Origin of the sequence: Neorhizobium sp. LMR1-1-1.1 (assembly GCF_040675795.1) — a bacterium.
Taxonomy (GTDB): domain Bacteria; phylum Pseudomonadota; class Alphaproteobacteria; order Rhizobiales; family Rhizobiaceae; genus Neorhizobium; species Neorhizobium cellulosilyticum.
In genome coordinates, this window is sequence record NZ_JBEGHE010000091.1 from 153,791 (window position 1) to 174,239 (window position 20,449).

A 20,449-nucleotide genomic window follows, 5' to 3' on the forward strand; every position below is an offset into this window, starting at 1 on the left:
CGGAAAATGAACGTAGCGGGCCGCGGTAAGGTCGGTTCGGTGTATGCGAAACGCAAAGGGTTTCGCAGCCGCCGATCTCGTTGCCGCAAGCCGGGCACTAGCCCGACGTAGAGGCTCGGCTCGGACCTTCAAGCTCCGACAGCCCTACCGCATGCCAGCTATGCGTCGCGAGCGACCGGAGCGGCGGCTCAGTCCATCCGGCCCGATGCCATCGGATCGCTGGCGGGAAAGGATTCCATCAGCGCTTCGTCGAGCAACTCGTCCGGCCTCGATTTGGGCACCTGTGGAACCGCGAGTGCGACATCGGCGAACTCCGGCAGGCTTTCGGCTCCGTCCCTGACCTGTTCAGTCTGCTGTTCGAGTCTGCTGTGCATGTTCATCTGCTCCGTTGGTCTTTCACGACTAGAGCGCGACCGGAACGGCACTTCTTGGATGATCCCGTCCTGTTTTCGCCTTCAACGAGAGACGACGGTCCTGACTGAGGTGCTCGCCGTTCAGTGAATCGCTCGCATGCTGTGATGAAGCAACACTGCGAGCTCCTGTTCATCCATATCCTGTCGGTACAGTCTGAAAGCCTCTCGTGCGGCTCGCAGTGCCTTGGGATGGGACATCGCGATCCCCGTCGCCAGACACCAGCGCGTGACCGCGAAATGAATTGTCTCGAGATCGTGCATATCGAACCTGAAATGGCTTTGATCTGTCAAAACGGTCTCGGCTCTCCGGCAAGTCATGCGGGATATCTAGGAAGAAAACCGGGGTGGGCCAGCTCAAACCCCGGCATCCAAGCGGTTTTCAACTAGCCCCTGGCAGAGTGCGCAACGGCTGTTTCCGGTCGGACAGCCAATGAAGCCAGCGTTTTACAAGAATTGGAGCGCGTCTGTGGGCACCTTCCATCCAAGTCAACGGCACTAACCGCAAGATGGCCCGGAAACAGCCCGTCCCGGTTCCTGCCTTACATGGAGACCCGACATGCCTTCGTCAGCCACCGCGATAAAAGACCACGCCCACAAGCCGCTTCCGCTGCCCAACAGCGATTTCTACAACATCGTGGAGACACTCAGCGCCGACGAACAGGCGATCCTGTCAAAGGTTCGCGACTTCATGCATGCCAAGGTTGCTCCGATCATCAACAAATACTGGGTCGAGGACGCGTTCCCCTTCGAACTGATCGAACCGCTCAAGGCTCTGGATATCGGCGGCATCGGCACCGCCGGACACAGTTCGAAGCTGATCGGCATGCTGACGATGGAGATGGGTCGCGTCGATCCGTCCTTCGCCACGTTCTTCGGCGTGCATACCGCGCTCGCCATGGGTTCCATCGCCGTGTTGGGTTCCGACGAACAGAAACAGAAATGGCTTCCGGCCATGGCTAGCCTCGAGCGGATCGGCTGCTTCGGCCTGACCGAACCTCTGGTCGGTTCGGGAACGGGTGGCGGACTTACCTCGACGGCGAAACGCGACGGCGACACGTGGGTCCTCAACGGCCAGAAGAAGTGGATCGGCAACGCGCCGTGGTGCGACATCTCGATCATCTGGGCACGCGACGTCGCCGACAACCAGGTCAAGGGCTTCATCGTCGAGAACAAGACGACCCCCGGCTTCAGCGTCGAGAAGATCGAGAACAAGATGGCGCTCAAGGTGGTCCAGAACGGTCTGATCACCATGAAAGACTGCCGCGTCCCCGATGAAAACCACCTCGCAAACGCCAACTCCTTCCGCGATACGGCGCACGTCCTGCGCCTCACCCGTTCCGGCGTCGGCTGGATGTCGACGGGCGTTCAGATGGGGGCCTACGACGCCGCCCTCGAATACGCCCAGCAGCGGCAGCAGTTCGGCAAGCCGATCGCCGCGTTCCAGATGGTCCAGGAACTCATTGCGAAGATACTGGCCAACGTCACGGCTTGCCAGTCCATGATGTTGCGGCTGGCCGAGATCGAAGACGAAGGCAAGCTGCTCGACCAGCACGCCTCTCTCGCCAAGGCGTTCACCACGGCCAGGATGCGCGAGTCGGTAGCCTGGGCACGGGAACTCTGCGGAGCGAACGGCATCGTTGTCGACAACAATGTCGGACGGCTCTTTGCCGACGCCGAAGCGCTCTACTCGTACGAGGGCACCTTCCAGATGCAGAACCTGATCGTCGGCAAGGCCGCCACGGGTTACAGCGCCTTCGTCTGAAGACGCATCCAAACGCCCGAATTCAAGTCAATACAAGTCGAAACAAGGAGACGGCCATGGACTCCCCAGCCGCCGCGCGTCCGCTCGCCGATACCGCAGCCCTGAACCCCGCGACCAGTGGGACCGGAACGGACCTCCGGAATGTCCTTTACGAGAAGACAGGTGTCATCGCCTACGTGACGGTCAATCGTCCCAAGGTCCTCAACGCGCTCAACGGCGAAACCTGGTCCGAGCTCCGCGCTGCCTTTCTGGACGCGCGGGACGATGACAGCATCCGCGGAGTGGTCCTCACCGGAGCTGGTGATCGCGCTTTCGTGGCGGGAGCCGACATCTCCGAGCTCGCCCAGTTGAGTGCAGTCGAGGCCGAAGCATCCAGCCGTCGGAGCCAAAAGGTTCTCGATTTTATCGAGGGCCTTGGCAAACCCGTCGTGGCAGCGATCAACGGCTTCGCGCTCGGCGGCGGCTGCGAGACGGCGATGGCCTGCACTATACGCATCGCAGTCGGCCACGCGAAGTTCGGCCAGCCGGAGGTCAAGCTCGGCCTCCTCCCCGGCGGCGGCGGCACACAGAGGCTACCTCGCCTCGTGGGAAAGGGCCGCGCGCTTCAGCTTATCCTGACTGGCGGCATGATCAGCGCCGAGGAGGCGTACCGGATCGGGCTGATCAACGAGATCGTGCCGGACGCGGAACTTATCCGGCGCGCTGAGGCGATCCTGTACGAGATCGCCGGAAACGGGCCCGTCGCCGTGAGATATGCGCTCGAGGCGACCAACAAGGGGATGGACACCCACCAAAGCCAGGGCCTGGCACTCGAGGCCTCGTATTTCGGGCTCTGCGCCGGAACTGACGACAAGAAGGAGGGAACAGCGGCCTTCCTGGAAAAGCGCGCCGCCCGTTTTCGCGGACGCTGACGCGCCCTGCCCCTTCAATCGAGGAGAATTCCATGCAAACCGATAGCATTTTCACCGGGCTCAAGGTCGTCGATCTGTCGAGCTACATCGCCGGACCCAGCGCAGCGGTGATCCTGTCTGACTTTGGTGCCGACGTCATCAAGGTCGAGCCGCTCCATGGCGATCCCTGGCGACGGGGCAACAAGGTGCCGTTCCAGCCGCAGTCCGAAGAGCCCTACCAATGGCATCTCGCCAACAGGAACAAGCGCAGCATCGCGCTCGACCTGAAATCACCCGATTCCGGTCAGGTCGTCCGGAAGCTGGTTGAATGGGCCGACGTGCTGATCGTCAACACCCCGCACGACGCCCGCAAACGGCTCGGCCTCGAATATGAAGACATCGCCGGGTGGAACGATCGGCTGGTCTACGCCGACCTCACCGGGTTCGGCGAGAGCGGGCCCGACGCCAAGCTCCCCGGCTTCGACATCACGTCCTACTGGGCGCGGAGCGGCCTGCTTTCCATGACACGCGACGCCGGACTGCCTCCGACCTGGCCTGTCAGCGGCAGTGGTGACAACGCGACGGCTGTCGGTCTCTACTCGGCCATCGTGACCGCCCTCTATCGGAGGGAACGGACGGGCAAGGGCTCGCACGTGACCACGTCCCTTCTCGCGCAGGGTGTCTGGTCGGCGAGCGTCTCGATCCAGGCGGCCCTCGCGGACGCCAGGTTCCCGCCGATGCATGACCGCACCCATCCCGCCAGCGCGGCCATGAACGTCTACCGCGCCGCCGACGGGACGTGGTTCGTCCTTGTCCTCACTGCCGACAAGCTGCCCGCCGTCGCCGAGACAATCGGCCGTCCGGACCTTCTGACCGATCCGCGCTTTGCCAATTCCGAGCAGCTGATGGCGCACATGTCAGAGCTTACGTTCATCTTCGACGAGGTTTTCGGGGCCAAGCCGATGGAGCATTGGCATTCGGTTTTCGCCGGATTGAGCGTCACCTTCGGCGAAGTTCGCGGGCCTCAGGAGGTTGTCAAGGATCCCCAGCTGCGAGCGAACGACATCGTCGTCCCGATCGAGGGAGCTGGCGACAAGGTGACATCGACAGTCAGCAGCCCGATCAAGGTGCACGACGTCGCGAAGGTTCAGGCAAAGAGCGCTCCGGGACTTGGAGAGCACACCGACGAAATCCTCGCGGAACTCGGCATCGACCCAGCCACGGTCGCAACCCTCAGGGCCGACGGAGCCATACTCGGCGGAGCGGAAAAAGCAGCCTGAGCTCGGCGTGCAGCGCCGCGGCCCCGGATCAGGGGCGGCGGGAAACACAAGCCAGATGCCCGGAACGGGTGGCAAGTAAAGGACCTACACATGGACAACGGTTTGGCGACGCGGTCGAACTCGACATCGAACCGCGATGGCGAGAGCGGGCGGCTTTTTCTTCTCGAACTGAGCGGAGGCCGGATCCACTCGATGAACGCGGACGGCAGCGACCACAAGGTCATCGTGACGGAATGCCGCCTCCCCGACGGTATCGTGGTCGATATCGCAGCCGGGCATATCTACTGGACGAACATGGGCCAACCCAAGGCCGATGACGGCTCCATCGAGCGCGCGGACCTCGATGGCGGCAATCGGACGGTGATCATCCCGGTCGGCGTCACCTATACTCCCAAGCAGATCCATCTCGATAAGCAGAATGGCAAGCTGTACTGGTGCGATCGCGAGGGGATGCGGGTCATGCGCGCGAACCTCGACGGCACCGAAGTCGAGACGCTCGTACAGACGGGACAGGGCGAAGACGATCGTCGCGACGCCACCAAGTGGTGCGTCGGGATCACGGTCGACCCGGTTCGCGGGCATTTCTACTGGACGCAGAAAGGCCCGGACAACGCGGGCCTCGGGTACATCTTCCGTGCGGGCGTGAATATGCCCCGGGGCGATTCAGCCGCCGAGCGCAGTGATATCGAGGTCATTTTCGATGACCTGCCGGAGCCGATCGACCTCGAGCTCGATACAGCAAACCGCGTCCTGTACTGGACCGACCGCGGCAACCCGCCGGACGGCAACACGGTCAATCGCGCGCCTCTCGACCGGGTCGCCGGAAAAGCCCGCGTTCCCGATATCGTCGCGAGCGACCTCATGGAGGGTATCGGCATCGCGCTCGATCTGGCCGGAAACCGGATGTTCTTCACCGATCTCGGCGGCTCCGTCTATTCGGCGCGCCTGGATGGCTCCGAGAAGAAGACGCTTCTATTCGCACAGGGCAACCTCGCCGGCATTGCCTTCATCTGACGTTTTCAACAGGAGTTCTACAATGTCCCACTTCAAGCAAATTTCCTCGGTCGCGGTTATCGGAACAGGCGTTATCGGCGCGAGCTGGGCGGCATTCTTCCTGGCCAAAGGCCTCGATGTCGTCGCCACCGATGTCGCGCCGAACGCGGAGGAGGCGTTGAAGAAATACGTCTACGACGCTTGGCCCGCGCTCGAGAGGCTCGGCCTGACCCCCGGCGCTTCGCCTTTGCGGCTCGCCTTCTCCAGCGATCTGGCCGAGGCGATGAAGGGTGTCGATCTCGTTCAGGAGAACGGACCCGAGCGCCTGGACTTCAAGCAGAAGCTCTACGCCCAGCTGGATGCGCTGCTGCCCCCGGAGGTGATTATCGCATCCAGCTCTTCGGGTCTCCCGATGAGCGAGATACAGCTCGGGGCGACCGTGCATCCCGAGCGTTGTGTCATCGGCCATCCGTTCAATCCGCCCCATCTCATGCCTCTGGTGGAAATCGTCGGCGGCGCGAAGACTTCCGAAAACACGATCCTGCGCGCGATGGAATTCTACACCTCGCTCGGCAAGGAGACGGTGCGCATCAACAAGGAAATGCCCGGCCATGTCGCGAACCGCCTCCAGGCGGCGCTCGCACGCGAGGTCTACTACCTCGTCTCGGAAGGTATCCTCAGCGCGGCCGACGTGGACAAGGCGCTGACGGCCGGACCAGGCCTGCGCTGGGGGATCATGGGCAACATGATGCTCAACCATCTCGGCGGCGGCCCCGGCGGCATCGAGCACTTCCTCCAGCAGTTCGCTGGCCCGCTGAAAACCTCCTGGGGCAGCCTCGGGTCGCCGGAACTGACACCGGAAGTGCAGAAAAAGCTGGTCGACAGCGTCCACGCGGAAGTCGGCTCGCGCACCATCGAGGAGCTCGCGGCCGCACGCGACGAACTGCTGATCGGCATTCTTCAGTTGCGGGCCAACGCGACCTGAAAACGCGCCAACCTCATGGCAGGCCGGGCTTGTACTTCCCGCCCGGTTTCAGCCGCCAATCCCGATCTCCCACGAGCCTTCCGAAAGAAATGATCATGAACGCGCGACTTTCGGAAGGCTCCGCCTCGGCATACCAGTACCCGCTGCTGATCAAGCAACTGTGGCACACGACGCTCCAGCAGGCCCCCGACCAGATGATCGTCTATCGCGACATCGCCCGCTTTACCTATCGCCAGCTCCACGAGCGGATCGGTCGTCTCGCTTCCTCGCTTGCGCAGCTCGGCGTCCGGCCGGGAGACACCGTCGGCGTTCTCGACTGGGACAGCAACCGCTTCCTCGAAGCCTACTTTGCCGTTCCGATGATGGGTGCCGTCCTGCAGACCGTCAATGTCCGCTTGCCTGCTGAAAACGTGGCCTACACGATCGATCACGGACGCGCTGCCGTTCTTCTCGTCAACGACGACTTCGTACCGCTGCTCGAGGAGATCCGGGACAAACTGCCCAGGGTGAAGAGCCTCGTCGTCATGTCGGACCGGGCTGATCCGCATACGGGTCGCCTAGAGTTTGTCGGCGAATACGAAGCCCTGCTCGCTTCCGCCTCCGCCAGCTACGATTTTCCGGATTTCGACGAGAACGCGCTCGCGACCACGTTCTACACGAGCGGGACGACGGGGCTGCCTAAGGGAGTGTCTTTTAGCCATAGACAGCTTGTTCTCCACACCTTGGCCCAGATGGCTTTCTCGGGTGTCGCCGCCCGCCAGGGCCGTCTGTCGCGCGATGACGTCTACATGCCCGTCACCCCGATGTTCCACTCCCATGCCTGGGGTTTTCCATGGACGTCGACCCTGGCGGGCATCAAGCAGGTCTATCCGGGACGCTACGATCCCGCGCTTCTGCTCAAGCTCATCAAAACGGAAGGAGTGACCTTCACCCACGGCGTGCCGACGGTTCTCGAGATGGTCCTCACCGCGGCGGCCTCCGCCGGGACCGACCTCGCTGGCCTCAAGATGGCGGTCGGCGGATCGGAGCTCCCGAAATCGCTTGCCGCCCGGGCGATGGAGCTCGGCGTCGATATCTATTCCGGCTACGGACTGTCGGAAAGCGCGCCTCTCCTGACGTCGGTACAGGTGAAATCCGGGGATCTTGGAAAAGACCCGGCGCAGCAGGTCGACATCAGGACCCGAGCGGGCATTGCCGCGCCTCTTGTCGATCTCCGTCTCGTTGACGCGGCGGGGAACGCGGTCCCGCATGACGGGCGGACGCCTGGCGAGATCGTCGTGCGTGCTCCGTGGCTCACCCCTGGTTACGTCGACAACGCGGAAGCATCGGACGACTTGTGGGCCGGAGGCTACATGCACAGTGGCGATATCGGCGTGATGGAGTCCGACGGTTCGCTTGTGGTCGTCGACCGGATCAAGGACGTGATCAAAAGCGGCGGGGAATGGGTATCGTCGCTACAGATCGAGGAACTCATTTCCGAGTGCCACGGCGTCGCGGAAGTGGCTGTCATCGGCGTCGACGATGCCAAATGGGGCGAACGGCCGCTGGCATTGGTGGTGAAGAGCGTGACAGGAGCAGCGAGCTCTCGGAGGCCGACATCAAGGCCCGCCTGAATTCGCTGGTCGCCGACGGCATCATTCCGAAATTCGGCATTCCCGACAGGATCGAGTTCGTCGATAGCCTGCCGAGGACCAGTGTCGGCAAATTCGACAAGAAGCAGCTTCGGCGCGTCTATGGGTGTGCAGCCGATCAGGCGCGAGTAGAGAGCAGGCTTCCAGTATAGCCGGATCACCTCGGATAAGCCCGGGCGCGCCCCCGCATATTCACCCTACCGTCACCTCGCGCCGAATTGGCGAACCAGCGGGCTGCTGCCGGGGACGCGACGCGCTCTCAAATCTCGGCCGCGACGCCATCGGACAATAACAGTCGCCGCTATTCATCCAGTCTGTCCGCCATCAAATGAACTGGAGAAGACGATGGGAACCAAGACCCTCATCACCGTAGCCCTCTGCGGCGTGCTTGCGGCAACCGGGGCGCAGTCCGAAGGCGGCCAAGGAGGCGAGCGCGGTGGAACTGAGACGTCGGAGTATGATCTGACGTTCAATGACCTCGTCACGGGTAGCGTCTCGCGGGACCTTGACGCGGTACGGGTCGAGTGCATGGCGGCGGCGCGGGTCTACAGGTTGGACTGCGTGCGCCAGGGTATCGATCTGACGTCGCGTCGCATACCCTTCCACGGAGAGTACGGTCAAATCCGTGAAGCGCTACGCGAGAGCGAGGCGTCATTCGCCGATATCGTCGATCTCAATGCGGATCGCACACAGGAGCGTATGGTGGTCCCGCCCGGCACCAATCCCCGGTTCAAGGCGCGGCGTTACTACACTCCCGTGGCTCAGAGCGGCTTGGATCGTGCAAAAACCCAAGCCCTCGGGTCCCTCGACCAGACAGAAGCACGCCTCCTCAAGACTGGAGACGCCACCGGGAACGCGACCAAGACCTATGCGGCCGTCTCCAGCGCATTGGCTGCGCTCGCCGACGTGATGCGACGGTAGGCCTCTTTGCCGTTTATCACGTACCGTCGCGAGAGAGAATTCGCGCGTCCGCCGAAGCGCGGCAAGCGCGATTGGTACAAGAAAATCGGGCGGATTTCTGAAAAAACCTACTCCAGTCCCGGCGGCGTCCGACGACGCTGGCCGGACGGCTCTATTCTCGGGAAATGCAAATGAATAGCTCCGATATCCAGCTTCTCGCGATCGCGGTGGGAGGAGTGTTTCTACTTGTGACGCTGATCGTCTCGCGCGCAAGGATGCATCCGCTTCTGGCGCTGATCCTCACCTCGGTACTGGTCGGGTTGGCCGCCGGGATGCCGATGGACAAAGTCATCAAGTCGATCGAAAGCGGAGCTGGCGGCACGCTCGGCGCTGTAGGCCTCGTGGTGGCGCTCGGCGCGATGCTCGGGAATATACTCGCCGAGACAGGGGTTACCGACGGCATCGCCGAGACGATCATCAAGAAAACCTCGATCCGCATGTTGCCCTGGGCGATGTCGGGTGTCGCCTTTATCATCGGGATACCGATGTTCTTCGAGGTAGGCCTTGTCGTGCTGCTGCCGCTCGTTTTCAGCGTGGCGAGGAAGCTCGACGAAACAGCCAGCATCAAGGGATCGGCATACGTCTATGTGGGTGTTCCGGTGATAGCCGCCCTCGCTTCGATGCATGGCATGGTTCCGCCGCACCCCGGCCCCCTGACCGCGATCGCATCGCTCAAGACGAATATCGGCGCGACCATGCTTTACGGCTTCGTGGCCGCGATCCCGGCGATCGTCCTCGGCGGCCCGATATATGGAGCGTTCATCACGCCCCGCCTTGCCGTTAGGCCGGACGCGTCCCTTGTGAAACAGTTCTCAGCTTCCGATGGGGACGGCCTGGCCTCGCGGCAACGGCATCCGGGCCTCGCGCTGAGCGTGGTCGTCGCCCTGCTTCCTGCCTTGCTGATGTTGTTGAACGCGATACTCGAACTCATCCTGCCCAAGGACACGGCAATGGCGCGTGCCGCAGCTTTTGTTGGCGATCCGGTAATCGCGATGCTTGTCGGCGTCGTGTTCGCCGCGACTGTCCTCGTCTATACCAGGTCGGGCGATGCCGAAAAGCTGAGAAACGCCCTGTCGTCCAGTCTAAAGCCGATTGCAAACGTGCTCGTGATTATCGCGGGCGGCGGGGCTTTCCAGCACGTCTTGACCGATGCGAAGGTCGGAGACGCCATCGTCCATCTCAGCCAACAGTTCGCGCTATCGCCGTTGATGCTCGGCTGGCTGATCTCGATGCTGCTGTCCGTATCCACGGGATCGGCGACTGTCGGCATTGTCGGCGCGTCAGGACTGCTTGCGCCCCTTGCCATGGCCGAGCCCGTGAACACCCCCCTCCTCGCTCTGGCGATCGGATGCGGGTCCCTCTTTTTCAACTACGCCAACCACGCGGGCTTCTGGCTGGTGAAGGAGTCCTTCGGCATGACGATGGGCGAGGCGACAAAGACGATATCCGCCATCCAGTCGATCGTTTCGGTCGTCGGCCTGGTGATGGTGCTGCTGATGAACCTGCTCCCGCCGCTCGTTTAGGACGGCGGCAGAATTCGCCGACGGAAACAGTGGCGTCGAGGCCGCGCGCAGCAGCAGCCGCGCATGAAAGACGACCGTGCGGGCGCTTACGCGTCCGGTAAGATTAAATGCCTAATACCAAGGGGTTACCCAGACGAAACCTGTATAGAATACCGCGCCTTCGCTTGGGTCCTTATCCTTCCTTCATGACGAATTCGACCCCTTTCGTCACAACAGAGAGGAAATGCGAATGTCCCCGAAAAGCATGCAGAACCGACGTATCCTTGTCATCTCCGCGGTGGCGGCGCTTCTCGCAACGACCGCGACGACAACAGAAGCCTCCCCCACGTGGATCCCTGATCTCGTGTTCCCGGAAACCGTACCCGCGCCGATGGCGAAGCCCGAACGCACCGTCACCGGGTCCACCGCGCAGGACAACAAGACGTCGGGCGCTCGCCAGATTGGGAGCGGAACCGCTCCGAAGGCCATGCGGAAGGAACCGTCAAGCGCCCTCACCTCCAAGGCGAAAGAGGCTCAGCGATGACAATGTCTCCGTCATATCCACGACGCCGCGGCGCGGTCGCGCTGGTCGCCGTGAAAGCCGTTCCTAGCCTCTCTATGGTCGTCGGGCTGTACTTCTTGAGCATGGGGCTTCTTGCGCTCGCCCTGGCCCTCTATCGGTCGTGAAGCCTTGATTATCCTTGTCCAGCTCTAGCCGTGCACGACCCGATCAAGACAGTTCATATCGGATCGTGCATGGTACTCGCGACAGCTATCCGAAGCACGTTGCCGCTCTTGATAGCCCTCAGGCTATATTCCTGAAGCCCTCGTCCACAAACCAGTCGTCGGAAGAAAGAGCGTCGTACATCGCGAATTGCCAGCTGTTCGGTCGGACGCGATAGCGGTCCCGCTCTCCTTCCAGATGCTCCTGAACCGGAACCGGTCCACCGCGGTCATAAAGCCCGGCGAGAGTCGGCTTCAAAATTGGCAGCTCGTCGTTTGCATTGGAGGCGTATAGTACCGCGAGACCACACGCAGCGACGTGGCGCTTGACCCTCTGCTGATCGACAGCTGGCCAGATGCTCGGAGGTTCAGCACGGAATACAAGTGTTGCGGGCGGCCCTCTATCGACCACCGCCCCAAGCCATTGCATTTCGATTAGGCGATGATCGAAGTATGGATGAAGCGTCTGCTCTCCGGCGTTTTTCGGAAACTTCGCCTTCTTGGTATCGTTGCAATAGTGGCAAGCGGGAACCAGGTTGGCGGGCGTGATCGACAGATCAGGATAGCGGGATTTGGGCAGATGATGGTCAAGAGCGCCCACAGTGCCGACACCGCACAACGGACATTTCTTGTTTGGGGCCGCGTTTCGGATCTGGTCATAGACGGCGCGCGCCGCACCTTTGGTCGCACTCAGGTGATCCGAATATAAATTGACCAATTCTTCCTTCGTCACCGCGCCAACAGATAGTATCCGCGGCACGAGATGCAGCTGCTCAGAAGTCGCGAGCGTACCATACGTCTCAGCAGACGTGTTTAGCGTCGGTGATATCGAATTGAGGCGAGCGCTTAGTGATGCGTCGGCGATTCCGGAAATGCATAAAGCTAAGACATCGGAAAATGTGATCGGCGGCAATGGCAGAGAACGCACTACTCGATGTCTCCGAAGTCGAAATCGTCGGGCGACGGCAAGGTCATTATCCTGGCAAGTCCGCGCGCTTCAGCACCAAGTTTGTCGCCGAAAGCCCCGACGACGTCCTCGTAGGACTTCCTCTCCGCTACTTCGGAAATCATCCGGTGGAACCCGGTCCGCACCACCTCGAGACCGAAAACTTCCCGGGTCAATATTCCGACATTTTCACCGAAGGTCTCTATTTCAGGCCTATCCGCTCGGGACGAGTGTCCTGAACGGCCGAGTACCCAAACGCAATCGGATGGCACTTCCTGAAGGACGACCGGAGAGTGGGTCGCGATGATCGCCACACCGTTTCGGCTTATCAGCAGATCGGACAATGCCCGCACCAGCGCGGAAAGCAGTGGAGGATGAAGGTGTCCTTCCGGTTCGTCGATAAGTACCAGGGACTTTTCCTCGACGAGTTCCACCAACCTGCTTATCGTGAGGATGACGACGCTATGGCCCGAGCTGAGACGTTTGAATAGCTTACGCGCAACTGGCTCCCAATCCTCAAGCGTCTCGTCGGCGATTGTCGAAATGTTCGCTTCCTCGAATAACGGATCGGCTTCAAGCGTCTTGAGCGCCTGTTCCCATCGCTCCCTCCTCGCGCCGGCGCGGCACATGCCAACGCTTTTTACGAAGTCTTCGGTGAGTTCCTTGCGCCCTTTGATGGTCAGGCTCGACTGCGCCTCTCTCGGAGGCCCAGAGAAAAAGTCTGGTGCGACCTCCTGGATCAGACCGACATAGGAATACCGGACGGTAAGGGGAGTCTGCTCCGGGACAAGCGGTCCGTATTCGTCGAACGGACTAAAGGAAACCGTCACCAAACCCGCAAAGTCATGCGAACTGTCGAATACGGAAAGCGATTTCAACTCGCCGGACGACGTGCCATCAATGGCAGCACGACCGATGAAGTTGCGGGCAAGTAGATCGAAACAACGCGTTTTTCCGACCCCATTTCGACCAATGATAACGTGAATATTACTTGGCGGCTGAGATCCGGGGGTGACTTTGAAGGTCATCGCCGGCGGTGGGTCCATCGAAGCCGGATCGAGAGGTAAGATGTAGTTGAAGGCAAATGGCGTTAGCGCAGCATTTCCGTGAGCGAGGCGATGAAACCGATTGCGGACCCGCTCCTTCTCGATGTCCCGAAGGAGAGATTCCCTAAGTACTGCCTCGCCACTATATCGGGCTAATCTCTCAAGATCGTAGGCTCAATCCTGTAGCGCCTCCAGGAACCAGCTTCGGTACTGAGGTCCAAGGGTCTCAAGCGTCTGATAGTAGTTCTCACCCTGGCCGATCGAAAACCAGCCTTCTCCCAGCGCGGGGAATTCTGACGGAAGGTTGGTAATCGCGTCTTTGGGGTGCATACCCGCCCGTGCGATCTTGACACTGCCGATATCATATCGGCGTCCGTCATCCAGGATGACGACCGCGAAGAACTGGGTGACCCAGGTAAACCAGTCGTTCCATTTATCCTTGACGAGCAGGATATCGCCGGGGTTTGCAGCTGACGTATACGCATCGACAACCTTGAAGGTCATGCTTCAATCCATAATTCGCGAGCGGCTTGCCCCGATTGGGCGACAGCACCCGCCACTCTATATTTCAATAACACTACGCAGAAGTGGTCTTGGCCTAATATGCGACTTCATCGAGAAAGAAGCACGGAGTGTCGTCCCGCCCATCGAGAGTTGTTCCTTCCGGCTACCAGGCCCCGCGCGACATCGCGATCTCCGTTCTCATGCGCTACACTCGAATTTGAACGGTATGGCCCACGTATCCATGAGCAACGACTGCGTGGCGGCTAGAATCTCGAGTTGGCCCTTGTCCTGCTGACGGATCGCCTCCGATTTCGAGTACCCGGGCTGGACCGCGGTCATTTCAAAGCGATAGTCGAACTCGCTCCAGCGGTTGTGCCACTGGATCAGGTCGATAACGCTGCCCTTTTCCAATCTTGATAGCCCGAATTTCCTCTGTATCGCCGTCTCGCGTTTCCTCAGCCGGGCGAACAGGAGATCGGGCCGCTCTCGCCAGCGGATCGCCTTCTGCGTCTGGCCACAGACCTCGTAGAGATCGCCGACCCTCGCCGAGGGCGTGAGATCGCTCGCGTACTTGCAATGGAACATGGCGACCGTGATGACGTCTCCCTCTTTCTTGATCGCCACGACATCCGCCGATTCTCCCGAGCCGTCATCGTCGAAAACGACGTCGAAGCCGCCGTTCTGCAGAAGCCCGTCGATAACGCGCCGTTGGATGCTGGTGGCATCCTTGTTCCTGCCCTGCGATTCCTTCTTGATGTTGACGCCGCTCCAGTCCCGGACGACCAGGCGGTCAGGATCAAACGGAGGCGCATGATCGTCCGGCAGCTTGAGCAACTCGGATGCCAAGAGCATGTTCCCGTCCGCGAAGTAGATATGCGGCGGATCGTCCTTGAACCACGATACCAAATCAGTGGTTTTCTTTCCGATGCGAACGCCGCTCGAGGAGGTCGGGCTATAGTGCGCGCCGGAACCGTCTATGGTCATCGTGACATCGACGAACCTGTCGTCTCCGCCGACCCTCATCACGATCTCGGTTCCGGGAACCTGGGATAAGATGCGGATATCGCAGTCATAGAACGGAACGGAGACGTCGCCGAATACCAAATCCACCCGATCATCATCAACATGGAGAACCGCCTCCGGCCAATTGATGGCGACAGCGTGTTTGTCGGGCATTGAGGTTAGCTTGGTCGGCTGAACCAGGCGTCTCAGAATACCGTCGGGTTGGATGGAGGAGTCCTGTAGTTTTGCACCGATGACCTTGCACCACTCCATCCATCCGGCAAATCCATGTACCGACTCGTATGACCAGATCTTGCCCTTCGTGGAACATCCGATCGTCGACTTGCCGCTCGTGGTGTATCCTTGGCCGAAGATGTTCGTTTTCATCCGCCCGCGATTGGCGGGGTCATCGGTGAGCTGAGGTGCGATATCGCTGCCCATGAACTGCGAATATCTGATCGGCTTGCGCACGGCCTCCGATAGGCCGAGATGGCTTAGGATCAATCGCTTGTAGCCGTCGAGCACCCTGAAGACGTCATCGCCGCGAATCCGTTTCGCATCGCCTCCGACAACTTTTTCGGCCAGCCTGGCGTGGAGATCGCTGAGGTTCGAACTGCTGACATACAAAAGCTGGCGTTCGTCATCCCAATGACAGGCGTAAAGATGGTATGCCGTGTTCACAGGCTGCCTCATGGACGTCCACTTGAGCTTCTCTTCGGTCTTCAAGACCCAGACCGCAAGCCGCTCGGCGTAGTTGATCGACGGACCTTCGATGATCGAACCCGGTCCATAGGCATCGATGATCTTGTTCGGATCCCACCTATCGCAAGCGGTTTCGTAGACGACCGCGCTTAGGCGAGGAGTTACTTGATCAAGCGGGAAGTCAGTCGGCGGCTGGTCGAAGCCCTCGAATACTTCCTGCCTCCGCTCTTCGCGCGCGGTGTTGCGGGTTCCGAGCCCCTCGAGCAGATGATTCCAGTCGGCGTCTTCGTTATAGAGTGCTTGAAGGCTGTCCCTCATGCCGGCGGCGACGACGTTGGCGATGACGGTCGCGTCACCGAGGTCCTTCCTCGTTCTTGTGAACCGCCCAACGAATTGTACGGTGATTGCCTCGCTCTGATGCTTGTCGTGCAGCGCGGCGATCTTGAGTTCGGGAAGGTCGAAGCCTTCGCCCAGCATGTCTACGCAAACGACGATTCTGCTTTCTCCGGACCTGAGCTTGCGGAGCGCTTCCATCTTGGCCTTCGAGGAGAGGCTGCTGTAGACGATAACCGGGTTGTATGCGGGCAACTGCTGGCAATAGAGACGGTGCAGTTTGACGGCGGTTTCAATTTTCCGGCAACGCGCCATCGCAAGATGAAAATGCCCATCTACCTCGTCTTGGACCAGTGAAGCCTTGACAGCCTGGATAATCCGCAGGTCGGCATCGTCTCGGTCGAGGCCGTAGATCGGCCTGAAATGTATTTTCTTGAAGTATCCTTCGGCAAAGGCTTTTGCGAGCGGATAGTTATAGATGAACTTGCCGTCTACACGTCGTCCGTCTGTGCGATATGGCGTCGCGGTGAACTGGAGGACGACACGGTTCGCGAACTGCGACCTGAATTCCCGCCACGTCTTGGCGGCGATATGATGCGCTTCATCTACGAAAAGGTGGCTCACAAGCTCCGCCATCTTCAGCTGGACGTCCCCGCTTGCCTTGGAGACCGCATCCATCGTCGTGACGACGACGTTGACCCGTCTAAAAATATCGTCGACCTCTTCAACCGTCTTGGGGATCTCGCCGAGCGTCGCGACGACGGGCAGCTCTGCGCCTTCAGCAAGGCATCCGCAGGCCTTGAGAACCCCGAGGCTCAGAAACTTATCCGAAATCTGCGTTCGAAGAGCGTCGCTCGGCACGACGACGAGAAGCCGCTCGACCTCCGCGACAGCCATTAGCGCAAGCATCGTCTCGGTCTTGCCCGTTCCAGTGGGCATGACGATGGTCGCGGGTGCGGAAGACGCGGTCCAATGGCCAAGCGCGGCATGAATCGCGCCTATTTGCGGTTTCCTGAGACCCGGCTGGATAACTATGTCGCCAACGATGCGCTCTTCGGCAAATGTGAACGCCCCTCGCCAGGATTGGCGGATTTCGGCGCATCTGCCTTCGAGGTCCTGGATCGAGATGCTCGAAGCATCGGCTGCGGCGGGCTTGATCCAGACGCCGGGGGTCGGGTCTTTACGGAACTCCAGAAGGCTCGCGGCCGCCGGATGGCGCAATATCTCGCCGCTCGGCAGATCCACGTCGGTTTTTCGGGGGATTACGGCTACCTCGCGCCGTCCATCGGGACTGCGGAGAAACAATCCCCGAACCCGCTTCTCCGTGAACTCGTTCGCAGAAGCGACTAGCTTGCGACCCGGATGGCGAAGTTTCCTGACAAAGGCACCGTGGATTTTACCTGCGATCGCGAATTGTGGCGGAAGCGAAATTTCCAGATCTTCTTTGAAAAGCGTGTCCACGTCGCCTCCAGCGAATGTGATGCGGAACCTAGTCTATACCCTCGAAGGTAGTAGCGCTCCCAGGCGACCGCAACGCTGGGAGGCTCAGGCGGCTTTCTGAAAACCACCTGCTCCACAAGAGAGTTCGAACAGAACGGTATCTACGAGATGACCGAAAGTTGTCGGGTGCCGGCCCGATGGCATTGGCGACCAAAAAAGCGCCTACGGGTCCATGCCGGGCGGAGCAAAGCTTAGATTGCTGACGTTGCGACGATCGACCCAGACATGCTCCCGTTTTATCGCGCCGGGATCAGCTGCTTTCGTCGATATGGCGAGTATCGCGATCTTCGCATCGGGAAGTTCCGGCTGGGGCGCGTCCATAACCCCGACGAGCACCGTTAGCCCTTGCCGCTCCATGTTAGTTACATGGTCCTGAATATCCCCGTATAGCCGACGTTTCTTCGGCTCTTGACCGGACCCTTCGATTTCCTCGCTCAATATGAATCCGGCTAGGTCGATCCAATCCGCCAGGTTTGCGATGTCGTCGTCATGATCGTCCGGTACGGCGTGTTTGTGAACAAGCATTCCGGCGCACTTCGCCGCATCTCGAATGGCCTTCTGGCTCTTCAATGGAACTACCGACACCTGTTCCAGGTAGCCGTAAGTCTCGATCAAGTCTTCCGCAGCCTTGTCCGGGCCGAGAGGTATACGGGGAGCGTGGAGCTTGCCCGCCTCGTACCCCAGCGCGATAGTGATCTTGTCGAGGTTCTCCACACTCACCTTTTCACCGCGCTCGACCCGCTCCACGGTCGAAACCGAAACGCCAGCGAAATTTGCAAGTGTCGCCACCTTCCAGTTTTTCAGTCCGCGTGACCACCGTACAAAGAAAGCCACTGTTTCGAGTGGTGGCGGCGACGGAATCTCGCGAGAACGCTCGGGGAGGCTGCCTATGGTATTCAGAAGCTCATTCAAAGACATCGTTCGGTTCCTTTCGATAACCGTAGATTGCCTCAAGCTGGGAAATCAAAAGAGGTCCAAAAATCCTTCAGCTGCATTTTTTCCGGTAGGCAGCACTTTCCCAAACAAGCTCATGAGATAGCACGGAACACTCGACTTGGAGCTTTATCAGAACAGTCGACGGTGGCGGTCGCTTGATCGGGGGGACTGCTGTCAGCACCTTCATCGAACTGGGATCGTGAACTGTGCAAGCGCGCCGCCACCCGGCCGATTGGTCAGTGTGAGCGTTCCGCCGAAGCCCTCCACGACGCTTTGGCAAACCGTAAGGCCGAAGCCGAGGTGGTTGGATTTGGTGGAGAAGAACGGATCGAAGACCAGGGTGGCATGCTCCCGGTCTATCCCTGGCCCGCGGTCCGCCACTGTAACCGTGATTTCTCTCTGTCGCGATCCGGAAGAAATTGCGACAGAGATATCCGGCGGCTCCCCTGTCGGGCTACAGGCGTCCAGCGCGTTCTGTAGAAGCGCGAAAAGCACCTGTTGCAGGGCGACGCGGTCGGCAACGAGTTCAGGAAGATCGTCGTCCTCCACGATCTTGAGCCGTTCTTGGTGCGTGCCGATTGGGTCGAGAAGAAGACGATAGGATCGTCGGGCCAGATCGGCGATGTCCACGGTCTCGAGAGTCTGAGGGGCACTCCTCAAGGCTTCACGAGTTGACGTTCCGACGTCTGCAAGGCGTTGCGTATTCCACCGCAGGCGGTCCATGACCTTGCCAACGGCCGCCGAGTCGCCTTCACCCGACGCGATCAACCTCGTGGCCGTCGCGACGTCCAGCGAGATTGCCGTAATCGGCTGGCTGATCCGATGAATGACCGAGGCCGACAATGCAGACGAAGCGGCGACCCTATTCACCCTTGCAAGCTCTACGCGGGCCTTGCCTGCCGCCTCCGCGTGCTCTTCCGACACCGAAGCGTCGAGAAACAGAGCCTTTGCCACCCCGCCTTCCAGAAAGCAGACCGTGAACGGAAAGACCTTTATGACGCCTCTGGCGTCCGCAAGTCTCGCTATGCCGCAAGTCGTTGCCGCACCGTTGACCAGAGCCTTGAGGATCGCGATCTCGACATCGTCCGCCGTTTGCGGCCCTCCCCGCCGTGTTGCGACCATGCTCTCGGAGTTGTCAAAACCAAGTGACGATGCGATATGCTGGCTTGCGTTGAGTAGCCTCGGCCCGCCCGATAGCGCGACCACGTCGGCCGCGTGGTTTTCCAGATGGTCGGCGACATCCACGATGCCCTGCGTTCTCAATGACTGGAACAGACTACCCACTGACGTGACGTCGTAGTCTATCCATCCGACCTCTCTTGGCTCGAATATCGCCCTTAGCCTGGCGTCGGATCCAGCCGACTTGCTCTCCCGTTCGTCCGAGATCGCCTGCAGATCGAACTGCAATCGTGCAATGGTCTCACGATCTTCGACCTGGTTTTGGACGTCAACCAAACAGCCGAACCAATTTTGGGTATCGCCCGTTTTTTCGGATCTGACCGCCCGCCCGATGGATTCCATCCATCGATACGACCCGTCGTTCATCCGCATGCGCGCGAGAGCGGAATAGAAGGAATTGCCGCTACCGATAGCGCTTCGCCAAGCGCTCTGCATTTTTTCGAGGTCGGCGGGGTGTATCGGATCTATCCAGGTCTGTTCCTTGATGGCATTCGAGCGGTTTATGCCGAATGTCTCGGTGTAACGGTCGTTGAGGAATTCGCATTTGCCATCTGTGCTTGTTCCCCAGATCACGTGGGGCAAAGCGTCGGCAAGCTCCTGACGTTCGCTGGCACTCCCGCCGGCACGGCGACGCAGGTCGTATCCACGCCACCACTTGGAAAGCAACACGCACGAGACGCCGATCATGGCTACGAGGACAATCTGCTTGTTCGGCGTGAGCCAGCTGAAATCGAACAAGCTGAACGCTTGCGAACTTGAGAGGATCAGCAGAAAGCAGCCGGTTATCCAAGCCACGGTAAAATGAAGGCCTTTTCCGTACGTCCCGAGAAGTAGAGCGATGAGAAAGCTGGAGAGAGACCAGAAGTCGCCCGCGCCGGCATGTTGGAGATAGGTGCCACCGCCTGCTGCTATCAAGCCAGCCGATGTCGATAGTCCAGGCTGCTCAAAAAGCCCTGATCGTCGTGATACATCGGACTTGAGGGCCTTGGATCGAGAAACGGCTCCGATCGACCACGGATTTTCAAGGGTCGACATCGTTGAACCTTCCTCCCATCCAGACGTATCGCGAGGAGGAGCTAACACCAGGAGTTGTTCGGCTGATACCTATCTGTTTGGGTAGGTTGGCAAACGGTCCCCTTCGGTTTGATCAAGCTACTCCCCG

The 20,449-nt window shown here is 60.1% G+C and carries 16 protein-coding genes; 9 read left to right on the forward strand and 7 right to left on the reverse strand.

Annotated features, from left to right (window positions below; all coding sequences use genetic code 11):
- Positions 1 to 188 precede the first annotated feature (188 nt).
- Positions 189 to 374 carry a hypothetical protein gene (locus MRBLMR1_RS29835; RefSeq protein ID WP_500067212.1) on the reverse strand — a complete coding sequence of 62 codons (186 nt, stop codon included), beginning with the start codon at positions 372 to 374 and terminating at the stop codon, positions 189 to 191.
- 595 nt (positions 375 to 969) lie between these two features.
- On the opposite strand from MRBLMR1_RS29835, the gene MRBLMR1_RS29840 reads away from it, so the two are divergent.
- The 9 genes from MRBLMR1_RS29840 (at position 970) to MRBLMR1_RS29880 (ending at position 10,960) form a co-directional block, all read left to right on the forward strand.
- Positions 970 to 2,175, forward strand: a complete 1,206-nt coding sequence (locus tag MRBLMR1_RS29840; RefSeq protein WP_500067213.1) for an acyl-CoA dehydrogenase family protein — start codon at positions 970 to 972, stop codon at positions 2,173 to 2,175.
- Positions 2,176 to 2,231: 56 nt separating this feature from the next.
- Entirely contained in the window at positions 2,232 to 3,086 is an 855-nt protein-coding gene (locus tag MRBLMR1_RS29845; RefSeq protein ID WP_500067214.1) for an enoyl-CoA hydratase-related protein, read from the forward strand.
- Positions 3,087 to 3,118: 32 nt separating this feature from the next.
- Positions 3,119 to 4,345: a CaiB/BaiF CoA transferase family protein gene (locus tag MRBLMR1_RS29850; protein ID WP_500067215.1), complete on the forward strand. Its 1,227-nt coding sequence runs from the start codon at positions 3,119 to 3,121 to the stop codon at positions 4,343 to 4,345.
- Between the two features lie 90 nt (positions 4,346 to 4,435).
- Entirely contained in the window at positions 4,436 to 5,359 is a 924-nt protein-coding gene (locus MRBLMR1_RS29855; RefSeq protein ID WP_500067216.1) for a 3-hydroxyacyl-CoA dehydrogenase, read from the forward strand.
- 22 nt (positions 5,360 to 5,381) lie between these two features.
- Positions 5,382 to 6,323, forward strand: coding sequence for a 3-hydroxyacyl-CoA dehydrogenase NAD-binding domain-containing protein (locus tag MRBLMR1_RS29860; RefSeq protein WP_500067217.1), 942 nt, complete (start codon positions 5,382 to 5,384; stop codon positions 6,321 to 6,323).
- 95 nt (positions 6,324 to 6,418) lie between these two features.
- Positions 6,419 to 7,936, forward strand: a complete 1,518-nt coding sequence (locus MRBLMR1_RS29865; protein WP_500067218.1) for a long-chain-fatty-acid--CoA ligase — start codon at positions 6,419 to 6,421, stop codon at positions 7,934 to 7,936.
- 363 nt (positions 7,937 to 8,299) lie between these two features.
- Complete coding sequence (locus MRBLMR1_RS29870) at positions 8,300 to 8,875, forward strand: hypothetical protein (RefSeq protein ID WP_500067219.1); 576 nt, start codon at positions 8,300 to 8,302, stop codon at positions 8,873 to 8,875.
- A gap of 170 nt (positions 8,876 to 9,045) precedes the next feature.
- Positions 9,046 to 10,437 carry a GntP family permease gene (locus MRBLMR1_RS29875; protein ID WP_500067220.1) on the forward strand — a complete coding sequence of 464 codons (1,392 nt, stop codon included), beginning with the start codon at positions 9,046 to 9,048 and terminating at the stop codon, positions 10,435 to 10,437.
- A gap of 229 nt (positions 10,438 to 10,666) precedes the next feature.
- Positions 10,667 to 10,960: a hypothetical protein gene (locus MRBLMR1_RS29880; RefSeq protein WP_500067221.1), complete on the forward strand. Its 294-nt coding sequence runs from the start codon at positions 10,667 to 10,669 to the stop codon at positions 10,958 to 10,960.
- 261 nt (positions 10,961 to 11,221) lie between these two features.
- Here MRBLMR1_RS29880 and MRBLMR1_RS29885 read toward each other — a convergent pair whose 3' ends face one another.
- From MRBLMR1_RS29885 to MRBLMR1_RS29910, 6 genes are all read right to left on the reverse strand, one after another.
- Entirely contained in the window at positions 11,222 to 12,067 is an 846-nt protein-coding gene (locus tag MRBLMR1_RS29885; RefSeq protein ID WP_500067222.1) for an HNH endonuclease, read from the reverse strand.
- Positions 12,067 to 13,113 carry an AAA family ATPase gene (locus tag MRBLMR1_RS29890; protein WP_500067223.1) on the reverse strand — a complete coding sequence of 349 codons (1,047 nt, stop codon included), beginning with the start codon at positions 13,111 to 13,113 and terminating at the stop codon, positions 12,067 to 12,069. Before MRBLMR1_RS29890 ends, MRBLMR1_RS29885 begins: the two co-directional genes overlap by 1 nt.
- A 192-nt stretch (positions 13,114 to 13,305) precedes the next feature.
- Positions 13,306 to 13,635: a hypothetical protein gene (locus MRBLMR1_RS29895; RefSeq protein ID WP_500067224.1), complete on the reverse strand. Its 330-nt coding sequence runs from the start codon at positions 13,633 to 13,635 to the stop codon at positions 13,306 to 13,308.
- Positions 13,636 to 13,833: 198 nt separating this feature from the next.
- Positions 13,834 to 17,133 carry a DEAD/DEAH box helicase gene (locus tag MRBLMR1_RS29900; protein ID WP_500067225.1) on the reverse strand — a complete coding sequence of 1,100 codons (3,300 nt, stop codon included), beginning with the start codon at positions 17,131 to 17,133 and terminating at the stop codon, positions 13,834 to 13,836.
- Between the two features lie 201 nt (positions 17,134 to 17,334).
- Positions 17,335 to 18,090, reverse strand: a complete 756-nt coding sequence (locus MRBLMR1_RS29905; RefSeq protein WP_500067226.1) for a helix-turn-helix domain-containing protein — start codon at positions 18,088 to 18,090, stop codon at positions 17,335 to 17,337.
- A gap of 201 nt (positions 18,091 to 18,291) precedes the next feature.
- Entirely contained in the window at positions 18,292 to 20,322 is a 2,031-nt protein-coding gene (locus MRBLMR1_RS29910; protein WP_500067227.1) for an ATP-binding protein, read from the reverse strand.
- Between the last annotated feature and the right edge of the window lie 127 nt (positions 20,323 to 20,449).